At 55.7% G+C, this 21,717-nt stretch carries 13 protein-coding genes; 10 read left to right on the top strand and 3 right to left on the bottom strand.

Annotated elements, in window-relative coordinates; translation table 11 throughout:
• Positions 1–26: 26 nt before the first annotated feature.
• The 3 genes from H8S80_RS32075 to H8S80_RS32065 are packed head-to-tail and all read right to left on the bottom strand — an operon-like array spanning position 27 to position 3,528.
• Positions 27–1,382 (bottom strand): sensor histidine kinase, encoded by a 1,356-nt coding sequence (locus H8S80_RS32075; RefSeq protein WP_117621536.1) that lies wholly within the window; start codon positions 1,380–1,382, stop codon positions 27–29.
• Positions 1,383–2,087, bottom strand: coding sequence for a response regulator transcription factor (locus H8S80_RS32070; protein WP_034533471.1), 705 nt, complete (start codon positions 2,085–2,087; stop codon positions 1,383–1,385).
• A 28-nt stretch (positions 2,088–2,115) separates the two neighbouring features.
• On the bottom strand, positions 2,116–3,528 hold the full coding sequence (locus tag H8S80_RS32065; protein ID WP_117621535.1) for a GntR family transcriptional regulator: 1,413 nt from the start codon (positions 3,526–3,528) through the stop codon (positions 2,116–2,118).
• A gap of 162 nt (positions 3,529–3,690) precedes the next feature.
• Here H8S80_RS32065 and H8S80_RS32060 point away from each other — a divergent pair, with 162 nt between their 5' ends.
• From H8S80_RS32060 to H8S80_RS32015, 10 genes are all read left to right on the top strand, one after another.
• Complete coding sequence (locus H8S80_RS32060; RefSeq protein WP_347561722.1) at positions 3,691–4,032, top strand: extracellular solute-binding protein; 342 nt, start codon at positions 3,691–3,693, stop codon at positions 4,030–4,032.
• Between the two features lie 225 nt (positions 4,033–4,257).
• Entirely contained in the window at positions 4,258–4,422 is a 165-nt protein-coding gene (locus H8S80_RS32055) for a hypothetical protein (protein WP_172711436.1), read from the top strand.
• Between the two features lie 125 nt (positions 4,423–4,547).
• Positions 4,548–5,417 carry a ParA family protein gene (locus H8S80_RS32050; RefSeq protein ID WP_434062758.1) on the top strand — a complete coding sequence of 290 codons (870 nt, stop codon included), beginning with the start codon at positions 4,548–4,550 and terminating at the stop codon, positions 5,415–5,417.
• On the top strand, positions 5,371–6,345 hold the full coding sequence (locus H8S80_RS32045) for a ParB/RepB/Spo0J family partition protein (RefSeq protein WP_055271076.1): 975 nt from the start codon (positions 5,371–5,373) through the stop codon (positions 6,343–6,345). The genes H8S80_RS32050 and H8S80_RS32045 overlap by 47 nt, the downstream gene beginning before the upstream one ends.
• Positions 6,346–6,629: 284 nt before the next feature.
• Positions 6,630–10,859: a SpaA isopeptide-forming pilin-related protein gene (locus tag H8S80_RS32040; RefSeq protein ID WP_117633555.1), complete on the top strand. Its 4,230-nt coding sequence runs from the start codon at positions 6,630–6,632 to the stop codon at positions 10,857–10,859.
• Positions 10,860–11,048: 189 nt separating this feature from the next.
• On the top strand, positions 11,049–11,291 hold the full coding sequence (locus H8S80_RS32035) for a hypothetical protein (RefSeq protein ID WP_117633556.1): 243 nt from the start codon (positions 11,049–11,051) through the stop codon (positions 11,289–11,291).
• Positions 11,284–11,523, top strand: a complete 240-nt coding sequence (locus H8S80_RS32030; protein WP_055271079.1) for a hypothetical protein — start codon at positions 11,284–11,286, stop codon at positions 11,521–11,523. Before H8S80_RS32035 ends, H8S80_RS32030 begins: the two co-directional genes overlap by 8 nt.
• Positions 11,520–12,164 carry a DUF7007 domain-containing protein gene (locus H8S80_RS32025; protein ID WP_117633557.1) on the top strand — a complete coding sequence of 215 codons (645 nt, stop codon included), beginning with the start codon at positions 11,520–11,522 and terminating at the stop codon, positions 12,162–12,164. The genes H8S80_RS32030 and H8S80_RS32025 overlap by 4 nt, the downstream gene beginning before the upstream one ends.
• Positions 12,161–12,706 (top strand): hypothetical protein, encoded by a 546-nt coding sequence (locus H8S80_RS32020; RefSeq protein WP_025487996.1) that lies wholly within the window; start codon positions 12,161–12,163, stop codon positions 12,704–12,706. Before H8S80_RS32025 ends, H8S80_RS32020 begins: the two co-directional genes overlap by 4 nt.
• 22 nt (positions 12,707–12,728) lie before the next feature.
• A complete protein-coding gene (locus tag H8S80_RS32015; RefSeq protein WP_117633558.1) occupies positions 12,729–21,596 on the top strand; it encodes a helicase-like domain-containing protein in 8,868 nt (2,955 codons plus the stop codon).
• Positions 21,597–21,717 lie beyond the last annotated feature (121 nt).

Here is a 21,717-nt window from a genome sequence, read left to right as displayed (position 1 = left end):
TGACTTTCAGACAACCTTAATTAACCTTAAGAAACAGGAAATTCAATCGAAAACACAGTTCCTGCGCCGGGAGTGCCATAGGCGGAGATGGTTCCGCCGTGCAGCTCGATGATGCTTTTCGCTATTGCCAGGCCCAGGCCAGTCCCTTCCGGCTTCTCTCCTGTGCCGGAGCCGCGGTAGTAGCGGTCAAAGAGGTGTCCGGCCTCCTCCGGACCTATGCCCTTTCCATTGTCAGCCGCCTGGATCAGCAGCGCGCCGTCAATGCAGGATACCCGGAGTGTGACCTTTGCCGTTTCTCCTCCGTGTACAAAGGCGTTGATGATCAGATTGCGAAAGGCTCTCGTCAGCAGCTTTGAATCAAACGAATAGAAAATGGCGTCCTCCGTGCTGTCAAAACCGATGACGCGGTCTTCGTACTCGGGCGTATTTAAAATATCGATTGCCAGCTCTTTTAAGAAGCGGACCATATTTTGACGCTCCCGGTTGACGGGAAGCAGGCTGTTCTCCAATTGGTATGTCAGCTTCAGGTCGTCGATGAGCGCTTCCATGTAGGCGGCGTTTTTCAGTATGACCGCGGCGTACCGCCTGTAAGATTCCTCCTGCCCGGCGTCCCCGTTTTGTATGATCTCCGCATAGCCCTTAATCGGGGAGAGAGGCGTTTTCAGATCGTGAGTGATGTTGGAAATCCATTCCTCCCGCATCTTCTCCGTCTCTTCCCTCAGGCGGTCGCTGGCCCGGATCTCGGCATCTAATGCGTTCAGGCTGGCGTACAGATCCTCGAACGCGCCGCGGCTGTGATTGGAAAGGTAGCGGCGGAGGGAGATATCCTGAATAGAGGCTGTCAGCCGCTTTAACTGTCTGGAGGTCCAGAAGCCGTAGAGGGCTCCGGAGATGAGAACCACCAGAAACAGCACGCATAAAAGGGAAAGGATGAGCGGCCGGCCGCCAGAAAAACGATCCCCGTTGAGATACATGGTGATGGCGGAGATTTTCATGGGAAAATAGAGTATATAGACGCAGTCTTCCCCGGCGTTTTGAACGGTGCCGGTAAAGGCGGAATAAGAGCCGCCAACGGAATCCGGCTTCCTGTAGCTGTATGCCTCCCGGCCATCCGGAGCTAAGATCTGGAGGCCCACGCCGTTGTCCTGCAGCAGTTCGATTCCGGCCTGTGTAACCCGGGGCGTACCGTCCGTAAACTGGATCTGTCTGCCGAAACTCTCTGTAAAGGATTTTGGCCAGTCACTCCTGACGTAAGAACCGTCCGGTTTTCGAACCGTTATCAGCAGAAAAAAGAGAAGAATTGCCGACAGGATCGTGCCGATCAGCGTCAGCAGGAAGATAAAATATATGTGGAATGTGGTGCGGTAACCGGATTTCTTCATTTATTTGATCCTTTTCCTGAGCTTATAGCCCAGGCCTTTTACGGTGATGAGCTGCTGCGGCCTCGACGGGTCCGTCTCTGTTTTTTCCCGGATATGGCGGATGTGAACCATGATCGTGTTGTCACAGATACTGCTGGCTTCCCCCCAGACCTGTTCATAGAGACGCTCTTTGCTTATGATTTTGTCCGTATTTTCCATGAGATAGGAGAGCAGAAGGAATTCGCGCCCGGTCAGGGCGATCTCGCGTCCATCCTTATAGACCCGCCCGCTTTCCTTATCCAGCGAGAGGGGGCCGGCGGTTAAGACGGAGCCAGTGTCCTGGGCTGGGGATGTCTGATAGCGCTGGCGGCGGAGCTGTGCCTTGACGCGGAACACAACCTCGCGTGGGCTGAAGGGCTTGGTGATATAGTCGTCTCCGCCCGAGGCGAGACCGAGAATTTTATCCACATCATCATTTTTGGAAGACAGGAACAGGATGGAGCAATAGGAGAACTCCCGAATCTGCCTGCATACCTCAAGACCGTCTATATCCGGAAGCATGATATCGAGAATGACCGCGTCCGGCTGGAATTCACGGCAGATGTTCACCGCGTCCGCGCCGTTATACGCCTTTCGGATATCCCGGAAACCGTCCTGGAGCAGGACTTCTTCCATAAGGTCTGCAATATCTTTTTCGTCGTCTGCCAATAAAATCTTACCGTCTATGACCGCCACCTGCTTTCTGGTAAATGTTTCAATTTTGTGGTGAATGCTCCCATTGTTCCATGATAAATGATCTCGTCTCGTTCTCCTGCTGGCTTAAGAATTCACACCACTGATCGGTGAAGCCCTCCGTGTCACCGGCTTCCAGAGAAGTGACCGCCTGGAGGACAGCCGGATTGTATTCCTGGCCCAGACTGTCCTTTTTCAGTCTCATCAGGGTGACCGGATAGCCGCAGGCCAGAAGCTGTTTTAATTTGTCGTAGCACTCGCGTACCATGGCGGAGGAGCAGTGTTTAACGATAAAGCCCAGATAGATTTCGAGATAGAGATCCGTCCGGCTTTCCTTCCTGATGCACCTGAATTGCTCGGTTAAGACCTCCAGGGCCGCCTTGGAGACGGACTGAAATGTAAACAGGGAGACCGACCGGGAGGTATATACCAGCATCTGGAGACTTTCCAGATAGAGATCCAGCATCTCATGCACATCGGGACTGGAAAAATCGATGGCCTGCGGTGTCATACAGACAAGGATGCCCTTACCGTGCTGGGACGCTGCCACCCCCAGGTCATTGAGGAGCGAGACCGTACGGCGTATCGTCGACAGCGCCGTTCCATACTTTGCGGCCAGCTGCGGCAAAGAGGGGAGGTAGCTTCCGATGGGGTAAACTCCCGATACAATTCCACGGATGATGCTGGCGGCCAGGGAATAGCGTATCTGTGGACGCTGCCGGTAGAGGCTCCACTGGAAGGGGACCGGCTCCGGTTCGGTCGGCGCATATTGGGGACGTACTGTTTTCAGGAAAGAAAACAGGTCAACAGCTGTTTTGGTATAAACTTTAAAATACTCTGCCTTCAGATAGTGGATGAGCTCTTCGTTTGTCTGGATTCCCAGTTCTTCCAGAGAGAGCTTCCATGCCGCCTGGTCTTCGGACAGATAGGGGAAGCAGAGGTAGCGGACCATCTCCCAGTAAAGATTTAGCAGGAGCTTATTATCCAGCGCAGAAAGTGCCAGAATATAGAGTTCAATCGGCATAAACAGCGTGTCCGGAGAGGGATTGGTGAGCCATTCACGCAGCTGGTTCCACTGGTCCTCTTCCCAGCGCTGAAGTCCCCGTGTGAAAAGCGGTTCGATTAAAATCCGTCCGGCCACTCCGATGTCGTTTAATCCGTCCTCACGCGGCAGAAAGTAGTCGACAATATTTTTCATGATCCTGGCGGGAGCGGCCTTGTAAACCACGCGGGCTACTTTGGACGCTTCAACCTGTATGTATCCGTCCCGTTCCAGATAAGTAAATGCTGTCCGTACCGTCGGAACCGCCAGTCTGAATTGAACGCATATTTTGTGGATGGACGGCATCGCGTCCCCATAAGTATAAAAACCGAATAAGATTCTGGTTGCGTAATAGTCGTATACGAGTCTGTATAATTCATTGCTGCCTTTCATGTTTTCACCTCTGCCTTATTATACCATGCGCTTATGAAACGGTACAGTACCGTTTAAAAAGATAGAATCGATTGCACTCGTAGTCAGGTTGTGGTAGAATCCAATTAGTATGTGAACAGAGATGGAAATACCATGTATTACAAAAGACAGGAGAGAACTGCAATGTCAAGAAAAATCCCGGCACTGCTCCTGTTTCTTACCTTTACGATAGCGGCCCTCACAGGCTGCAGCGGCGGTAAGAACAGAGTGGTGAATGAAGATACCCTGGATAGCCAGGAAATTGTGACAATCACTTTTTTTGGAAACAAATATGAGCCGGACAATGTAACCGTGATCGAACAGATTATGTCGGAATTCATGAAGGAAAATCCATATATCCGTGTATCCTATGAGAGCCTGAAGGGAACCGCCTACTTCGATGCCCTGGAGAAACGTATGGAGAGCGGAAAGGGAGACGACATATTTATGGTGAAATATCAAAGCAAAAGTGAAATAACCCTGTGAAACAGCGCAAAAGCCCGCATTTCCCTCAGAAAAAAGACCCCAATTACTACGATTTTACTACCCAGGGATGAGCTTTGATACGAAGAAAAGCCGGGAAATGCAAAGTTACGGTGAAAACGCGAAGCCGTCTGCCCCACAGCAGGCGGCTCTCGAATATCCTCAAATCGCACATTTGCGGCACTGTTTCCTTACATATATAATAGAAGCACAAAGGAGGAGTGCCAAATGAGAAAGCGGAAATTAAAGATATTTCTTACCCCTACGGAAAACAGCATTGTAATCCAAAGCCTCAACCACCTGCGCAACGCCCTGCTCCGGGAAAACAGGGACACCGGCTGCCTGGACGAACTTCTGCTCAAAGTGATGTGCGCCCCGGTAAAGAAGATGTAAAATTACATATCGCTTCTTGATGAGCCGCTTATTCTTTTCAGAAAGAGTAAGCGGCTTTTTTCATGCCCACCTTTCGGATTTTCCGCATACATAGCCGTCCGTCCTGCCAACGGGCGGCTAAATCTATGAAGAAGGAGGACATGAAAATGCCGGAACAAAGAAGCCGCCCCAGGGATAGCCGCGTGATCGCGCTGGCCAACCAGAAAGGCGGCACGGGCAAGACCACCACGACGGTGAACCTGGGCATTGGCCTGGCGCGTCTGGGGAAAAAAGTCCTGCTCATCGACGCAGACCCCCAGGGCGACCTTACCACCTGCCTGGGCTGGCAAGACCAGGACAGCTTACAGACCACGCTTGCTACCGTCATGGGAAAGATCATCCGCGACGAGCCTTTTACCGCAGACGAGGGTATTTTGCACCACAGCGAAGGCGTAGACCTCATGCCTGCCAATATTGAATTGTCAGATTTGGAGGCCACTCTTGTCAACGCCATGAGCCGGGAGATCACTTTACGCACCTATGTCAATGAAGCAAAGAAAAATTACGACGTGGTGCTCATCGACTGTATGCCGTCCCTGGGTATGATTACGATCAACGCCCTGGCTGCGGCGGACAGCGTGATTATCCCGGTGCAGGCCCACTATCTGCCCGCCAAAGGCATGACCCAGCTTATCAAAAACATCACAAGGGTAAAAAAACGGATTAACCCGGCCCTGAAGGTGGACGGGGTGCTGCTCACTTTGGTAGACGGACGTACCAATCTGGCCCGCCAGACGGCGGAAATCCTGCGGCAGACCTACGGGAACGTATTAAAAATCTATCGTTCCGAGATTCCCGTAGCCATCAAAGCCGCAGAGACCAGCGCAGCGGGCAAGAGTATTTACGCCTACGACAAAGGAAGCAAAGCGGCCCAGGCTTACGCGGAGTTTTCAAAGGAGGTGTTGGCGGATGGCGAAAAGCAACGGGCTAAACTTCAATCTTCCCTCAGTCGATGACCTGTTTTCCACGGAGGAAGAACGGGCCGAGGCAAGGCTTGAAAAAGTCGTCAACCTTTCGCCCTCGGAAATCAGCGACTTCCCGAATCACCCGTTTAAGGTGCGGATGGACGCAGCCATGCAGGAAATGACGGAAAGCGTGAAGCAGTACGGCGTTTTGGTTCCTGCCCTGGTACGACCCAAGCCGGAGGGCGGCTATGAGATGGTGGCCGGGCACCGCAGGAAAACGGCGGCGGATTTGGCGGGGCTTGCGGAAATCCCCTGCATTGTGCGGCAGCTCACCGACGATGAAGCCACGATCATCATGGTGGATTCCAACTTGCAGCGGGAGCAGATCCTGCCCTCGGAGAAGGCGTTTGCCTATAAGATGAAGCTGGACGCGATGAAACGGCAGCAAGGCGAACGTACAGATTTAACTTGTGCAACGGTGTTGCACAAGTTGGATAGTAAAAGATCACGTCAGATACTTGCGGAACAGTCTGGCGAGAGCCATGAGCAAATACGCAAATATATCCGCCTTACCCACCTTATCCCGGAAATCCTGGAGCTGGTAGACAACTCGGTACTCAAAGACCCGGATATGCTGCAAATTGCCCTGCGCCCAGCGGTGGAGCTGTCTTACCTGCGAAAAGAAGAACAGGCCGACTTATTCGCTATCATGGACGAGATGGACTGCACCCCGTCCCACGCCCAGGCCATCAAAATGCGCCGGATGTCCGAGGCGAAAACCGGGGCGGAACAGCTGTCCAAGGACGCTATGGCGGTTATCATGGAGGAGGAAAAAGGCAATCAAAAAGAACAGTTCAAAATCCCAAAGGAAAAAATCAGCCGGTTTTTTGCGCCGGGGACGCCCACGCAGAAGATCGAGGACACCATTGTCAAGGCGCTGGAACTTTACCGCAAACGCCAGCGCAGTTTAGAGAGATAGCCCACTCACAAGGGGGAAGTGCGCCCATTTGCGGGGAAACGGCAGCTTGTGCCGGTTCCCCCTCTCCACACCTCACCCCTTCCAAACAACCTAAACAGCCTAAAAAAAGAAGATATTTGGGGAGCCTGGATGTTTATAGAAAGCTCCGGCCTCTTTTCCACAGGCAGACATCGGGCTGCGAGAAAAACCGGGCGGGTCTCTCTTTTTTAGACAGTAACCAACACAAGCCGCAGCACATCGGAAACGGTGTGCTTTTTTTGCGGCCATTTCAAGGAGGTAACACGATGAAAGCATTGAGAAAGCCCCTGTCCCTGTTCATGGCCATGCTCATGTGCCTGGGCATATTCGCAGGGACGGGAACCACAGCGTTTGCCGCAGGGGAAACCATGACGACGTATATGGTGGAGTTCCCCCGTGCCAGCGACCCCAACAAGGCAGGCTGGGGACATTCCGCTATGAATTTCCTGGGCGGATGGTCTACCGGCGAAAATAACGGTTTTACCATCCACACGCAGGATTACTTTAACGGGAAAGTCATCTACTGTATCGAACCCGGCGTCGGCGTTCATTCCGGCGACCAGTTTACTGGCCGGGGCGAGGACTTCTGGGATGATTACCCGTCCGATCTGAACCCCACTATTCCACCGGACACCATCAAGGAATATATCGGGCGGATTATGACCTATGGATGGCAGGGCAACGCCAGCACCTCATGGATGACCGATGACCCGGAGGATGCCAGCAAGATGGCCGGGGCAATCGCCACCCAGCTTCTTGTCTGGGAAACCGTCGTGGGTGAGCGCGACAGCCAGTTTAACCATGTGGACGCCAACGCCCAGGGCAAGAACAATATCGCGGAATATATCAGCCCGGAGAATCCCCTTTACAGCGAGATCTTCAGTCAGTATTCCGCCATTGAGAGCGCGGTAAAACGCCATACCATGCTGCCCAGCTTTTTCAGCAGCACCGCAGACGCCGGGGCCTACGAGCTGAAATGGGACGGCCAGCAGTATTCCCTCACTCTCACGGATACCAACGGTGTGCTGGGTGACTACACCTTCTCCAGCAGCACCACCGGGCTGAATTTCTCCGTGGACGGCAATCAGCTCACCATCACTTCCGCCCAGGCCATCAAAGGTTCTGTAACGGTGAAAGCAGAAAAAATCTCTGCCCAGCGCAGCGGCGTCGTGGTTTGGACGGATGGCATTACCGGCGGCGGCAAGCAGGACTTTGCCACCTATGGGGAAACCGTGTCCGATTCTATGGTGGGCTATCTGAACCTGGAAGTGAAAACCGGCAATATGAAGCTGATTAAGACTTCCGAGGACGGACAGGTAGCCGGGATCAACTTCACTATCACCGGCGAGGGGTACAGCGCCACCAAGACCACCAATGAGGCGGGCGAGATCGACATCTCCGATCTCAATCCCGGCGTTTATACCGTAACCGAGCAGTCGATTGATAAGTACGAACCCCAGGAAACCCAGCGCGTGACCATCGTCAGCGGCCAGACCGCCACCGTAACTTTCAATAACAAGCTGAAGCGCGGCAGCCTGGAAGTGACGAAAACCAGCGAGGACGGGCTGGTGGAGGGCATGACCTTCCACTTGTATGGCACATCCCTCTCCGGGCAGCCGGTGGATGAGTATGCTGTGACAGATGGAAACGGCGTGGCGCGTTTTGAAAACGTGCTCATCGGCACGGGCTATGTACTGGAGGAGGTGGATACCCCCATCCGTTATGTGGTGCCGGATTCCCAGACAGCCACCATCGAGTGGAACGAAGTTACTCACAAGAGCGTGAATAACGTGCTGAAGAAGTTCCGCGTCACCGTCACCAAGAGCGATGTGGAAACGGGCGCGCCCCAGGGCGACGGTTCTCTGGCCGGCGCTGTGTATGGGCTGTATAAGGGAGACACCCTTATCGACAGCTTCACCACGGACGAGAACGGCCAGTTCACCACCGGATATTACGTCTGCGATTCGGACTGGACAATCCGTGAAATCAGCCCCAGCGAGGGCTACCTGCTGGATTCCACCATCCACAAGGTAGGCGCGGAACCGGAGCTGTATGAGATTGAGCTGAACGATACCGCCAACGACGTGACGGAACAGGTCATCAAGGGCGACATCGCCATCATCAAGCATACCGACGACGGGGAAACCCAGATCGAAACCCCGGAATCCGGCGCGGAGTTCCAGGTGTTTTTGAAATCAGCCGGCAGCTATGAAAATGCCAGGGAATCTGAGCGTGATGTCCTCGTCTGCGATGAGAACGGCTTTGCACAGTCGAAGAAGTTGCCCTATGGCACCTATATCGTCCGCCAGACCAAGGGCTGGGAAGGCCGCGAGCTGATGGACGATTTTGAAGTGTATATCGCCCAGGACGGCCAGACCTACCGCTACCTTATCAACAACGCTAATTTTGAGAGCTTCATCAAGGTAGTTAAGGTGGACGCGGAAACCGGCGTGACCATCCCCTATGCGGGGGCCGGGTTCCAGATTTACCGTCCCGATGGCAGCAAGGTGGAAATGACCTTCACTTACCCGACGCCGACCACCATTGATACGTTCTACACCAATTCCGAGGGCTACCTTGTCACCCCGGAAAAGCTGGAGTATGGCTCCGGGTACTCTCTGGTTGAAGTCCAGGCCCCCTACGGCTATGTACTGGACAGCACCCCGGTTTACTTTGATGTGACCGAGGACAATTCCAGCGAAGAAGGCGGCGTGACGGTGATCGAAGTCACCAAGCCCAACATGGCCCAGAAAGGAATCATCAAGGTCAGCAAAACCGGCGAGGTGTTCTCCTCTGTGGCAGAAAGCGAGGGCGTTTACCAGCCGGTGTACGAGGTGCAGGGCCTGCCCGGCGCGGTGTTTGAAATTACTGCCCTGGAGGACGTCTACACCCTGGACGGCACCCTGCGCTACTCTGCGGGCGAGGTAGTGGACACCATTACCACCGGCGAGGACGGAACGGCCCAGAGCCAGCCCCTTTACCTGGGCAAATTCCAGGTGAAGGAAATCCAGTTCCCCCACGGCATGGTGGATACCGGCGAGAACATTACCAACGTGGAGCTGGTGTACGCAGGCCAAGAGGTAGAAGTCACCGAAACCTCTGCCAGCTTCTATAACCAGCGCCAGAAAGCCCTCGTGTCGCTTAACAAGGTGCTGGAGCAGGATGAAACCTTTGGCATTGGCATGAACGGCGAGATTTCCGCCGTGACCTTCGGCCTCTATGCTCAGGAGGACATCACCGCAGCAGACGGTTCCGTGATCCCGGCAGACGGGCTTCTGGAGATCGTTTCTGTGAATGAGAACGGCCAGGCCGTTTGCAGTACCGACCTGCCTTTCGGCAGCTTCTACCTGAAGGAGCTTTCCACTGACAGCCATTACCTGCTGAATGGCGAAACCTTCCCGTTCACCTTTGAGTACGGCGGGCCTTCTGTTGCCGTGGTAGAGATTTCCGCTAATGATGGCGAGGCTGTCACAAACGAGCTGATCCGCGGCGAAATCAAGGGCCTCAAAACCGATGAGAACGGCACGGGCCTGGGCGGGGCTGTAATCGGTCTGTTTAAGTCCGATGAAACCGAGTTTACCGCCGAAAACGCCCTTGCCACCACTACCTCAGCGGACGACGGCAGCTTTTCTTTCACCAATGTGCCTTACGGTGATTGGGTGCTGAAAGAACTGGAAAGCCCGGAAGGGTTCATCCTCTCCGATGAAGTGATTCCCGTTACTGTGGAGGAAGATGGACAGGTTGTAGAGATTTCCCTTGCCAATGAGCGTGTGTATGGTGATCTGCGGCTCACCAAGGTGGATAAGGATTATCCCGATAACAAATTGACGGGCGCTGAATTTGAAGTGTACCGCGATACCAACGGCAACAAAGAGCTGGACGAGGGTGACGAGCTGCTGGGCAAGCTGGAGGAAACCAGCACCGGCATTTACGAGATGTCCCACATCCTCTACGGCGGCGTGTTCGTAAGGGAAACCAAAGCGCCGGAGGGCTTCCTGCTGGATGAAAACGCCTATTATGTGGAGATCACCGAGAACGGCAAGATTTACGAGGTAGAGAACGAGGCCGGGATTGGTTTCACCAACATGGCCCAGACTGGCTCCCTGCGGATTGAAAAAACGTCCAGCGACGGCAAGGTGGAGGGCTTCTCCTTCCGCGTGACCGGGGCCAACGGCTACGACCAGACCTTCAAAACGGATAAAAACGGCGAAATCTTCATCGAGGGCCTGCGCGTAGGCGATTACACCGTGTCCGAGGTATCGGATGGGGCCAGCGCCAACTATGTGCTGCCTGCGGATAAGACGGTGACGATTTTTGCGGATAAGACCACCGTGGCGGAAATGCACAACGAGCTGCGCGACACCCCGAAAACTGGTGACGACAGCAAGCCGTGGCTGTGGGCGGCCCTGATGGGCGTATCCGCTATGGGCGCTGCCGCCCTGGGCGTTGCGGCCTATGTGGGCAAGCGCAAAAAGGACAACCATACCGCAAAATAACGGCGGTTTGAATCTGTGTAAGGAGGAATGATTTTATGGAACTGAAAGCGATTATTGCCATTGCGCTGGTGGTATTCATCATCGGCGGCCTGATTTTCCTGAAAGTCAGAAGCCGGAAGAAGTAACCAGCCAGGGGCGGCCATGCGGGGCCGCCCCTTTTACATACCAAAAAAGAAAGGAGCTTTGCAGATGAGAGAACGATTTGAACAACGGCTGTTCCGCATCTTTGCCCAGGCTGGTTACTCCCCGGTACAGCTTCTCACCATCACCCCGGAGGAGATGGTGGAGATTCCCGGCATTACCGTTCCCAACATCCGGGCGGTGCTGTGCGTCCAGAACAAGGTGCTGGCAGACCGGAATAAAGTCCGCAGCGGCAGGCTGGTGGAGGAATTGCTGAAAGAAGCCGGGGAAAGCAGGTGCGGCCATGAGTGAACTGCACCTGCTGGATATACTGGCGGCCCGGCATGGCTGCTTTATCTCCGACTTAAACCTCACCCCATTTCTGCGCAGGGCGGCCCTGTCCGACTTGTGCGGGATGGATGAGAACAGCTACCCGCTGTCCCAATGGCAGGACGCGGTGCGCTACCTTACCGGGGATGAACGGGATTTTGCCAGCATAAAGGAAGTCAAGGACTTTATTTTGAATGAAACGGAGGTTCGATGATGGATTACAGAGAGAACGCGGGATATATCATTACGGATTCCTGCCATGTGGGCGACAGCGAGTTTGTGCTGGGCGTCCATTTGACAGCGCCCCAGCAATTCGTTACCTGGAAATGCACAGGCAGGACGGATTATTATTGGGGCCACTATTTCAGCGACCTGTTTTCCGCCCAAAAGGATTTGGTGGCGCGGGCGCAGGAAGAAGTACAGTGCCTGGAAGAACAGCGGCAGAACGCCATTGCGCCGGAGGCCCCGCCTTATTCCCCATGGGGGAACGTACAGGAGTGCGAAACGCTCTGCCCCGGCGTTTATTCCGTTTCCACTCCAGGACATGGCGGCATTATGGTGCGCCGGGAACTGGCGGAAAAGGTATTCCGAAAAGAAGCACTGAACTGCGGATTTACCGAAGGCGCGTATCTTTGTTTTGAGGAGGACTGCGACGAGCCGGTGGCGCTGCGGGAGCTGATGGATAAAGGGATGTACCAGGCCCCTGTCAACGAACGCTTTGCCCCCGGTGCGTATGAGGCTCTTATCAATGACAGCCTGCAAACCTTTCACGCCGCGTATTGGCAGGCAAGGGAAAAAACGCTGGCAGAGAAAGCGCAGCTTCCCAAAAAGAAAGACCGAGGTGAGGCGAGATGAAGGAAGAACGGCACATTATCTGGACAGACTACGGCCTGGACTATGAGGACTGGCGGGACGATCTGGAGGCGGATTACCCGGATTTATCCGAAGATGAGCGCATTTCCCTGATGTATGAGATCAATGGGGATTACCTGGATGATGAACGCGCCAATCTCAATGTGCAGCTTTCCCAGCCCATTTTGGTTGTAGGCGACCTGGGCCTGTGGAATGGGCGGCGCATGGGATATAAGGAAATCCCCAGCGGCAACATCCGGGACTGCCTTTACGGAGATACGGACTACTCCACATGGTATGTAGACCGCCTGGGCGACCTGTGGTGCGACGCCATCCACCACGACGGCACAAACCACTACCTCTACCGCGTTTACAAGGACAGCGCCAGCCCTTCCCAAATTGAACTGCTGAAAGAAAAACTATATCGCGGCATTGCAACCCGCGCCGATATTACAAGAGTGACCCGCAGGCTGGGCGATGACATCGCCAAGGTCTACGGTTTTTCGATTCCCCGGCAGCGGCGGGCTGCGGCTTTGGAAAGATAACAAGAAAAAGGAGGTGCGCCGGATGGCGATATTGTATAAAGCCCTAACGGAGCTGTACCGGGAAACGCAGCGCAAAGTGACGGCTCCGTCAGAGTGGCAGGCGTTTTTGGCTGCTGCCTGCCGCAATTACCGATTGACTTTTGATGAACAGTTATTAGTCTACGCCCAGCGCCCGGACGCCACCGCCGTCCTGGAGATCGAGCGATGGAACCGGCAATTTGGGCGCTGGGTAAACCGGGGCGCAAACGGCATCGCCGTTTTTGACGGCGAGCATACTGGCAAACCCCGGCTGAAATACTACTTTGACATTTCCGATACCCACGAGGCCCGTTTTCCCCGGCCTGTCCCTATCTGGACGGTGCGGGAAGAATACGCGCCGGACATCATTGAAACGCTGGAAAACAGCTTTGGAGAGCTTGAACACAAGGAGGATTTGGGCGCAGCCCTGCTCTCTGCGGCAAAGAACGCCGTGGAGGACAATATGCCCGACTATCTTTCTGAACTGAAAAGCCTTACGGAAGGCAGCTTCCTGGAAGAACTGGACGGGCTGAATCTGGAGGTAGAGTACCGCAGGGCGGTGCAGAACAGCATTGGGTATATGCTGCTGGGGCGCTGCGGCCTTGACCCATCCGAATATTTTGAAGATGAGGATTTCCGGGATGTAACCGACTTTAACACGCCGCAGACGCTGAACGCTTTGGGCGTGGCTGCCGGGGACATTTCCCAAATGTGCCTTTCTGCGATTTCGCGTACCGTCCTTGCCCTGCAAAGACAGCCGAAAAAAGAAAATCGCACATTTGAAACCCAGCCGCAAATCCAGTATGCTGTAACTGAACAGAAAACCACACAGCCGGAAAGGAGTTTTGAATATGGCCGAGATCACATACACGAGACAGGGCGACTACAACCTGCCGAACCTGCTGCCGCCCCAGGAGGAGCCGGTTCCCCATGGGAAATACGCATTGCTTCGGAGGCGGTTCCTCAAGGAGCACCGCAGGATCACCTACACGAACCTGTTGACCAGCGGGAAACTCTCCAGCCATCTGGCGGAGATCCAGCAGAGCGCCCAGCGCCGGATGGAGGAAATCGCAGCGCAGATGGCGAAGGCCCAGGGCGTGACGGAGGAACTGAAAGCCAGCGACCAGATGAAATGGGTGCAGATGATGAACAACATCCAGAACGCGGCGGAGGAAACAGTGCTGGCGGAGCTGATCTACAACTAAAGGATGAACCGGAAGAAAGCGCAGGTGGCGAACAGCTCCCTGCGCTTTTGGATGAAAAGCAGATCATGGCCGTCATCGCCAACAAGGATGACGACCTAAAGTACAAAAAGCAGCAGATCGAGCTTTTCTTTTCCGTCCACCCGGATGAGCAGGAACGGGCGGAATATCTGAAATCCGCTTACCAGGACAGGTTTACCGAGATCATCGCAGATGGGCAGCGCCTGGGATATAGACCTCAGGAGGACGGGCTGCTCATGTGGGAAGGCGCTTACCTTTCCCGCACAAAGGAATCGGTGTTTTCGTGGGATTTGGTAGCCGGATGGACGGCCCGGCTCATCGACAAAAAAGAATACTTCATTCAGACGGACATCCCAAGGCTCCCCACTCAGGAGGGCCAGCAGATGTCCCTTTTTGATTTTGCGGCGTTTCAGCAGCCAGCCCGGACGGAGGGCGCAGCGCAGCCATCCGTTTTTCCTCACCCGGCTCTGCCCCAGCAGGTGATCGACGAGGCGCTGTGTATCGGCTCCAACCACAAGCACAGCCGCCTCATCATCTGCGCCTACTTCAAAAAAGATAAGCCGGACAACGCCCGATTTCTGGCGGAACACTATGGCGAGAACGGCGCGGGTTTTTATCTGAACGGCAAAAAGTATGCCCTTTGGTATAACGCCGAGGGAATCCGCATTGCCGAAGGTGAAAGCGCTCGGCGTTCCAGCGCTGCCCTCATCCCATGGGAACAGGCGGCGGCCCGTATCCGGGAACTGCTGGATTTAGGCCGGTATATGCCCCAGAGCGAACTTGACCAGGTGGATCGCTATGAAGTCAATGCGCTGGCCGACCGGCTGCTGCTGATGTTCCGCGACATTGAGGATGAAGATAAGCGTTTTTTTCCCTCGCTGCGGGCCGTCTATGATAAACCAGGCGGGTTCCCGGAGGCGGCAGAAGAAATTGCTGGGCTTTTGAGCCGGGAAGATGGCTTACAGGCCATCCTCTCAGAATATGAAGCCTTTGCCGCCGCCTACCAGGAAAACCCGGCTATTCTGCGGTTCCGCTTTTACCGTCCGCTTGCTCTCCAGGCCCAGCTTGCAGATTTACAGCGGGAGCCGCTGCATTTTACCGCCGCCGAGGGGTATGACCCCCAGCGGCGTTTGTATATCTCCACAGACGAGATCGACAACCTTCTGCGCGGCGGAAAACGCAGCGTAGATTACCGGCTGGCCGTGTATTCCTTTTACCGCAACCATACAGACCGCAAGGAACGGGAGGATTTTCTAAAGCACTACCACGGGGAATACAGCGGATATGGCGGCGGAAACGACGATGTGACCTACCAGCTCAGCAAAGGCGTTTCTTTCAGCCATGGCAGTATCGCCGCCCCCTACGCCAAGGTGGAACTGAAATGGAGCGCCGTGGAAAAGCACGTCAGCGCCATGATCGCCCAGGGGCGGTTTTTATCCGAGGACGACCGGGCTGCCATGCCGCAGTATGAAAAGCACCAGCTTGCCCGGAATATCCGCACGTTCTTCGAGAACGTACCCCAGGAACAGCCGCACCCCTATCCGTTTGGCTTCGATTATTGGGACGCGGTGAAGGTCATCGAGCCGCAGCTTGACGACCCGGCCTGCGTGGAGGAAATCCACCAGATGATGGTTCCCATTTGGAAGGCCACCCCGCAGGGCGACCGGGTGTACGCCCTGCGCCAGCAGGCGTTTGAAAACCTCACCGCCTTCCGGCAGGGAACCTTTACGCTCTTTGCAGAGCACAAGGAGCCTGCGGCTCCTGCCGTGCCGCCCAGGGTACAGGAACCGCCCCAAAAAGAAGAAGCCCCAGACCCCTATCCTGTACTGGCTGCCCAGGTGCTGCGCCTTATTGGCGAGTTTGACGGTTCCCGTATGGACTACGGCGAGGATGACGCTCAGGCGGTGGAGAATATTGCCCGGCAGCTCCACGACCCCGCACAGCGGGAGGAACTCTATGAGCTGCTGCGCTCTTTCCTCGACCATGCCGACCCGGAGGAAGAAATCGCGGTGGATGTGGCCCTCTGCCTGGAGCAGATCGAGGCGCTGCCGCCTGCCCTTACCCCGGAGCAGGCCCTGCGGGAAGAAATCAAAACCTATCTGGATGAAGCTGGATACGCGGCGTCCGATGAGCTGATCGAGGACGGCATTTCTGAATACCGTTCCCATGGCGGCAAAGGGAACAGCCAGGATGTCGCCGGATTTATCGAGCGCGAGCTGTTAGCAGAAGAACCGGCTGCGGAAGCCATGCCATCCGGCCATGGGGACGAATACCGCCTGCTGGGCCGCCTCAAAGCCGACTGCGACTACTTCCTGGGCGCTGGCGGACGTGCGGAAAAGCATTTGTGGGCTGGGAACGTGCGGGAGCAGATCGCCAAAATGCGGGAACTCTACGCCGCCCTGCCGGAAAAGCCGGAATGGCTCACCTCGGAGGACATCGACCGCTACGCCCAGCGCATGGAGCCGCCCTACGAAGTTGCGGTGTACCACCACTTTGAAAATGGATTTGACGAACGGCTGGATTACCAAACGCTGGCAGAGGCGGAACAGGCGGCGCAGCAATATGTGGCCGGAACGATGGAGGGCGAGGACGGCTTTGCCTACGACGGCGCTGGTATCTACGATTTGAATGAGCGCCGGTGGCTGCGGGTTTACGGGGACTTCCCCGATGAACGGGCCATCGAGCAGGCGGCGCTTGCCGCAGAGGAACCACAAGCCAGCACGGAGCAGGCCGGTTTACAGCCTAAAAAAGAAGAACCGGCTCCACTGCCGCCCAAACGCCCCCGCCGTGAGCGCATTACCTTCACAACCCTGCACCCGGAAATCTCCAGGGATCAGCGCCATGATTTCCACATCACCGACGACGCCTTGGGCCACGGCACCCCCAGCGAGAAATACGCGGCCAATGCCGCCGCTATCCGCACCTTGAAGCAGATCGAAGCGGAGGAACGTCTGGCCACCCCCGAAGAACAGGAAATCCTGTCCCGTTATGTGGGCTGGGGCGGCCTTGCGGACTGCTTTGAGGAAACCAGCCCCCACTATGAGGAGCTGAAATCCCTGCTGTATTTGGAGGAATACGCGGCGGCCAGGGCCAGCACCCTGACCGCCTTTTACACGCCGCCCGTGGTCATCCGGGGAATCTACAAGGCCCTGTCCCAGATGGGCTTTACCCAGGGCAACATCCTGGAGCCGTCCTGCGGCACCGGCAACTTCCTGGGCCTGCTCCCTGCGGATATGGCGGGCAGCAAAGCCTATGGCGTGGAGCTTGACAGTATCAGCGGCAGGATTGCCCAGCAGCTTTACCAAAACGCCAGCGTTTCCGTAAACGGCTTTGAAACCGTGCAAATGCCCGACAGCTTTTTTGATGTAGCCGTGGGCAACGTCCCCTTTGGGGATTTCAAGGTGCTGGATAGGCGGTACGACAAGCACCATTGGCTCATCCATGATTACTTTTTCGGGAAAGCGTTAGACAAAGTGCGGCCCGGAGGCGTGATTGCCTTTGTCACTTCAAAAGGCACCATGGATAAGGAAAACTCCGCCGTCCGCAGGTATCTTGCCCAGCGCGCCGACCTCATCGGGGCCATCCGCCTGCCGGACAACACCTTCAAGCGGAACGCCGGAACGGAAGTGACCAGCGACGTCATTTTCCTGCAAAAGCGCGACCACATCACCGATCTGGAACCGGATTGGGTGCATTTGGACACGGATGAAAACGGAATCCGCATGAACCGCTATTTCGTGCAGCACCCGGAGATGATTCTGGGCGACATGGTGATGGAATCCACCCGGTTCGGGCCGGACAGCGCCTGCAAAGCCCGCGAGGGGGAAGACCTGTCCGATCAGCTTGCCAATGCCATCCAGTTTTTGCAGGCGGAAATCAAGCCCTACGAGCTGGAGGAGCTGGACGAGGAGGAAGATCATTCCATCCCCGCCGACCCCAATGTAAAGAACTTTAGTTATACGATTGCGGACGGCCAGGTGTACTACCGGGAAAACAGCCTCATGCACCCGGTGGAGGTCTCCGTCACAGCGGAAAACCGTATCCGTGGCATGATCGAGCTGCGGGAATGTACCCGCAGGCTTATTGAGTACCAGACCGAAGGCTACCCGGATGAGGATATTGCAGCCGAGCAGCAAAAGCTCAATGCCCTTTATGACAGCTTCACCGCCAAGTACGGCCTGATTAGCAGCCGGGGCAACAAGCTGGCCTTTTCGGAGGACTCCAGCTACTGTCTGCTCTGCTCTCTCGAAGTGCTGGATGAGCAGGGCAGCCTAAAAAGAAAAGCCGATATGTTCTCCAAGCGCACCATCCGTCCCCATGTGGCTGTCACCAGCGTTGACACGGCCAGTGAAGCGTTGGCGGTATCCATCTCGGAAAAAGCCCGCGTGGACATGGACTATATGGCGGAGCTGTCGGGGAAATCCCCGGAGGAACTGGAACAGGAGCTTGCCGGGGTGATCTACCGGGATATTCGCTGCGCGGAGAACCCGGAGGACATCCTGCCTTCTCTGGCGGATCTGGGCCGCTACCCCTTTGTCACAGCGGATGAGTACCTTTCCGGGAAAGTGCGCCAGAAACTGCGGATGGCAAAAGCCTTCCTGGAGGCGGCCCCAGCCGGGCAAAAGGAAACCGTCCGCAGAAATGTGGAGGCCCTGGAGGCTGTCCAGCCCCAGGATTTGGGCGCGGGAGAGATCGGCGTCCGCATTGGCGCGAACTGGGTGCCCGTCGAGGTGTACCAGCAATTCATGGTGGAGCTGCTTACCCCTTACGGGCAGGCCAGGAGCCGCATTAGAATCCTGCGCGCCGAAGCTACCGGCCAATGGAGTATCACGGAGAAAAACTTTGACCGGGCCAACGTCAAGGCCAATACCACCTATGGAACCAAGCGGATGAGCGCCTACCACATCCTGGAACACATCTTAAATCAGCGGGATGTGCGGGTATTCGATTATATTGAGGACGAGAACGGCAAGAAAAAGCCCATCCTCAACAAAAAAGAAACCGCGATTGCCCAGGACAGGCAGGAACTGATTAAGCAGAAGTTTGCCGAGTGGATTTGGAAAGACATTGACCGCCGGGAGCTGCTGTGCCGCATTTACAATGAAACCTTCAACGGCGTCCGCCCCCGTGAGTATGACGGGCGGCATATCCGGTTCGAGGGGATGAACCCGGAGATTACCCTGCGGCCCCACCAGGTGAACGCAATCGCACACATCCTGTACGGCGGGAATACCCTGCTGGCCCACGAGGTGGGGGCAGGGAAAACTTACGAGATGGTGGCCGCCGCCATGGAGATGAAACGCCTGGGGCTTTGCACCAAGTCGCTGATCGTGGTGCCCAACCACATCACCGAACAGTGGGCGGCGGAATGGCTCCAGCTCTATCCTTCTGCCAACATCCTGGTAGCGACGAAGAAAGACTTTGAAACCCAGAACCGCAAGAAGTTTTGCAGCCGCATTGCCACCGGGGACTACGACGCCATCATTATCGGCCATTCGCAGTTCGAGAAAATCCCTATCAGCGTGGAGCGCCAGCAAGCCATTTTGGAACGCCAGATCGAGGAAATCCTGGAAGGAATCGAGCAGGCCAAGGCGCAGAAGGCGGAACGCTACACGGTCAAGCAGATGGAGCGCACCCGGAAATCCCTGGAGACAAGGCTTGCCAAGCTCAACGACCAGAGCCGCAAGGACGATACGGTGACTTTTGAGCAACTCGGCGTTGACCGGCTTTTCATTGATGAGAGCCATTATTTTAAGAACTTGTTTTTAGCGACAAAAATGCGGAATGTGGGCGGCATTGCCCAGACCGAAGCCCAGAAATCCAGCGACCTGTTTATGAAAACCCAGTACCTGGACGAATTGACGGGCGGGCGCGGCGTGATCTTTGCCACCGGCACCCCCATTTCCAACTCCATGGTGGAGCTTTACACCATCCAGCGGTATTTGCAGTACCGGATGTTACAGGAGATGGGCCTTGTCCATTTTGATGACTGGGCGGGGAACTTCGGAGAGACGGTTACAGCTATCGAGTTATCGCCGGAGGGCACCGGCTACCGGGCTAAAACCCGGTTTGCCAAGTTTTATAACTTGCCGGAGCTGATGGCTGCCTTCAAGGAGGTTGCCGATATCCAGACGGCGGATATGCTGAAACTCCCCGTACCAAAGGCCAACTTCCACACGGAAGTCGTGAAACCGTCTGAGATTCAGAAAGAGATGATAAGGGGACTGGCGGAACGGGCCGAGAAGATCCACGCAGGAGGGGTTGACCCTCATGTGGACAATATGCTGCGCATTACCAACGACGGGCGGAAACTGGCGCTGGATATGCGGCTCATCCAGCCCCTGGCCCCGGATGACCCCAATGGTAAAGTAGCTGTCTGCGCCCGGAATGTGTACCGTATCTGGGAACAGACCAAAGAAAAACGCTCTGCCCAGCTTGTATTCTGCGACTTGTCCACGCCAACCACCGATGGCTCCTTCAGCGTTTACGATGATTTGAAAAAGAAACTGATGGACGCCGGTATCCCGGAGGAGGAAATCGCCTTTATCCACACGGCGGACAGCGAAGCCAAAAAGAAGGAGCTGTTTTCCAAAGTGCGCGCCGGGCAGGTGCGGGTGCTACTGGGTTCCACGGCTAAGATGGGAGCGGGCACCAACGTCCAGGATAAACTCATTGCTCTGCATGACCTGGACTGCCCCTGGCGGCCTTCCGATCTTCAGCAGCGGCTGGGGCGTATCGTCCGCCAGGGCAACGAAAACGAGGAGGTGGAAATCTATCGGTATGTAACGGAAGGCACCTTTGACGCTTACCTCTACCAGCTCGTAGAGAACAAGCAGAAGTTCATCGCCCAGATTATGACCAGCAAGGCTCCTGTCCGTGTGGCGGATGATGTGGACGAAACCGCCCTCAGCTATTCCGAGATCAAGGCGCTGGCCACCGGCAACCCGCTTATTATCGAGAAGTGCAACCTGGATATGGAGGTGGCGCGGCTGAATATGCTGAAAGCCAGCCACTTGAACCAGGTATATGCCCTGGAGGAGCTGGTGTACCGCAAGTACCCGGAGGAGATCACCCGGCTTACGGAACGGATTGCGGGTTATGAGCAGGATGTGGCGCTGGCGGCGGCCCACCCCAAGGCCCAGGAGGGCTTCTGCGGCATGGAGGTGGACGGCAGGCACTACGCTGAAAAGGAGGACGCGGGCAAGGCCATCATTGACGTCTGCACCCGTATGACCGGCTCCGACGCTGTTCTTTTGGGGCAGTACCGGGGCTTTTCCATGGTGCTGGCCTACGACGGCAGGAGCAACGAGTACCGGATCACCCTCAAAGGCACCCTTTCCCATACGGTGACGCTGGGCGCAGATGTGTTTGGCAATATCACCCGACTGGACAACGCGCTGGAAAACCTGGCGGGCAGCTTGGAGGCCGAGCAAAACCGTCTGGAGGAAACCAAAACCCAGCTTGAAAACGCCCGCACGGAATTGGCTACACCTTTTGCCCGCGAGGAGGAGCTGGCGGAGAAAACAGCCCGTTTGAAAGAGCTGAATATTCTGCTCAACATGGATGAGAAAGACAAAACGCTGATGGACGACGGCCCCGACGAAGGGGAAGAAATCCCGGAAAGGAAAGTCGTGGGGCTGGAGCGTTGACACCTGTGCCGGCTGGAGCAATCCAGCCGGCCTTCTACATATCTGAAAAGGACATCGCCCCCTTTACATAGCCAGCCGCCCCATGCGGGCGGTAAATCTGCGGCTATGGAAAGGGGGCTGT

This window comes from Hungatella sp. L36, assembly GCF_014288035.1.
The sequence above is the reverse complement of the archived record's forward strand: the minus strand, read 5'-3'. Positions and strand labels throughout refer to the sequence as shown.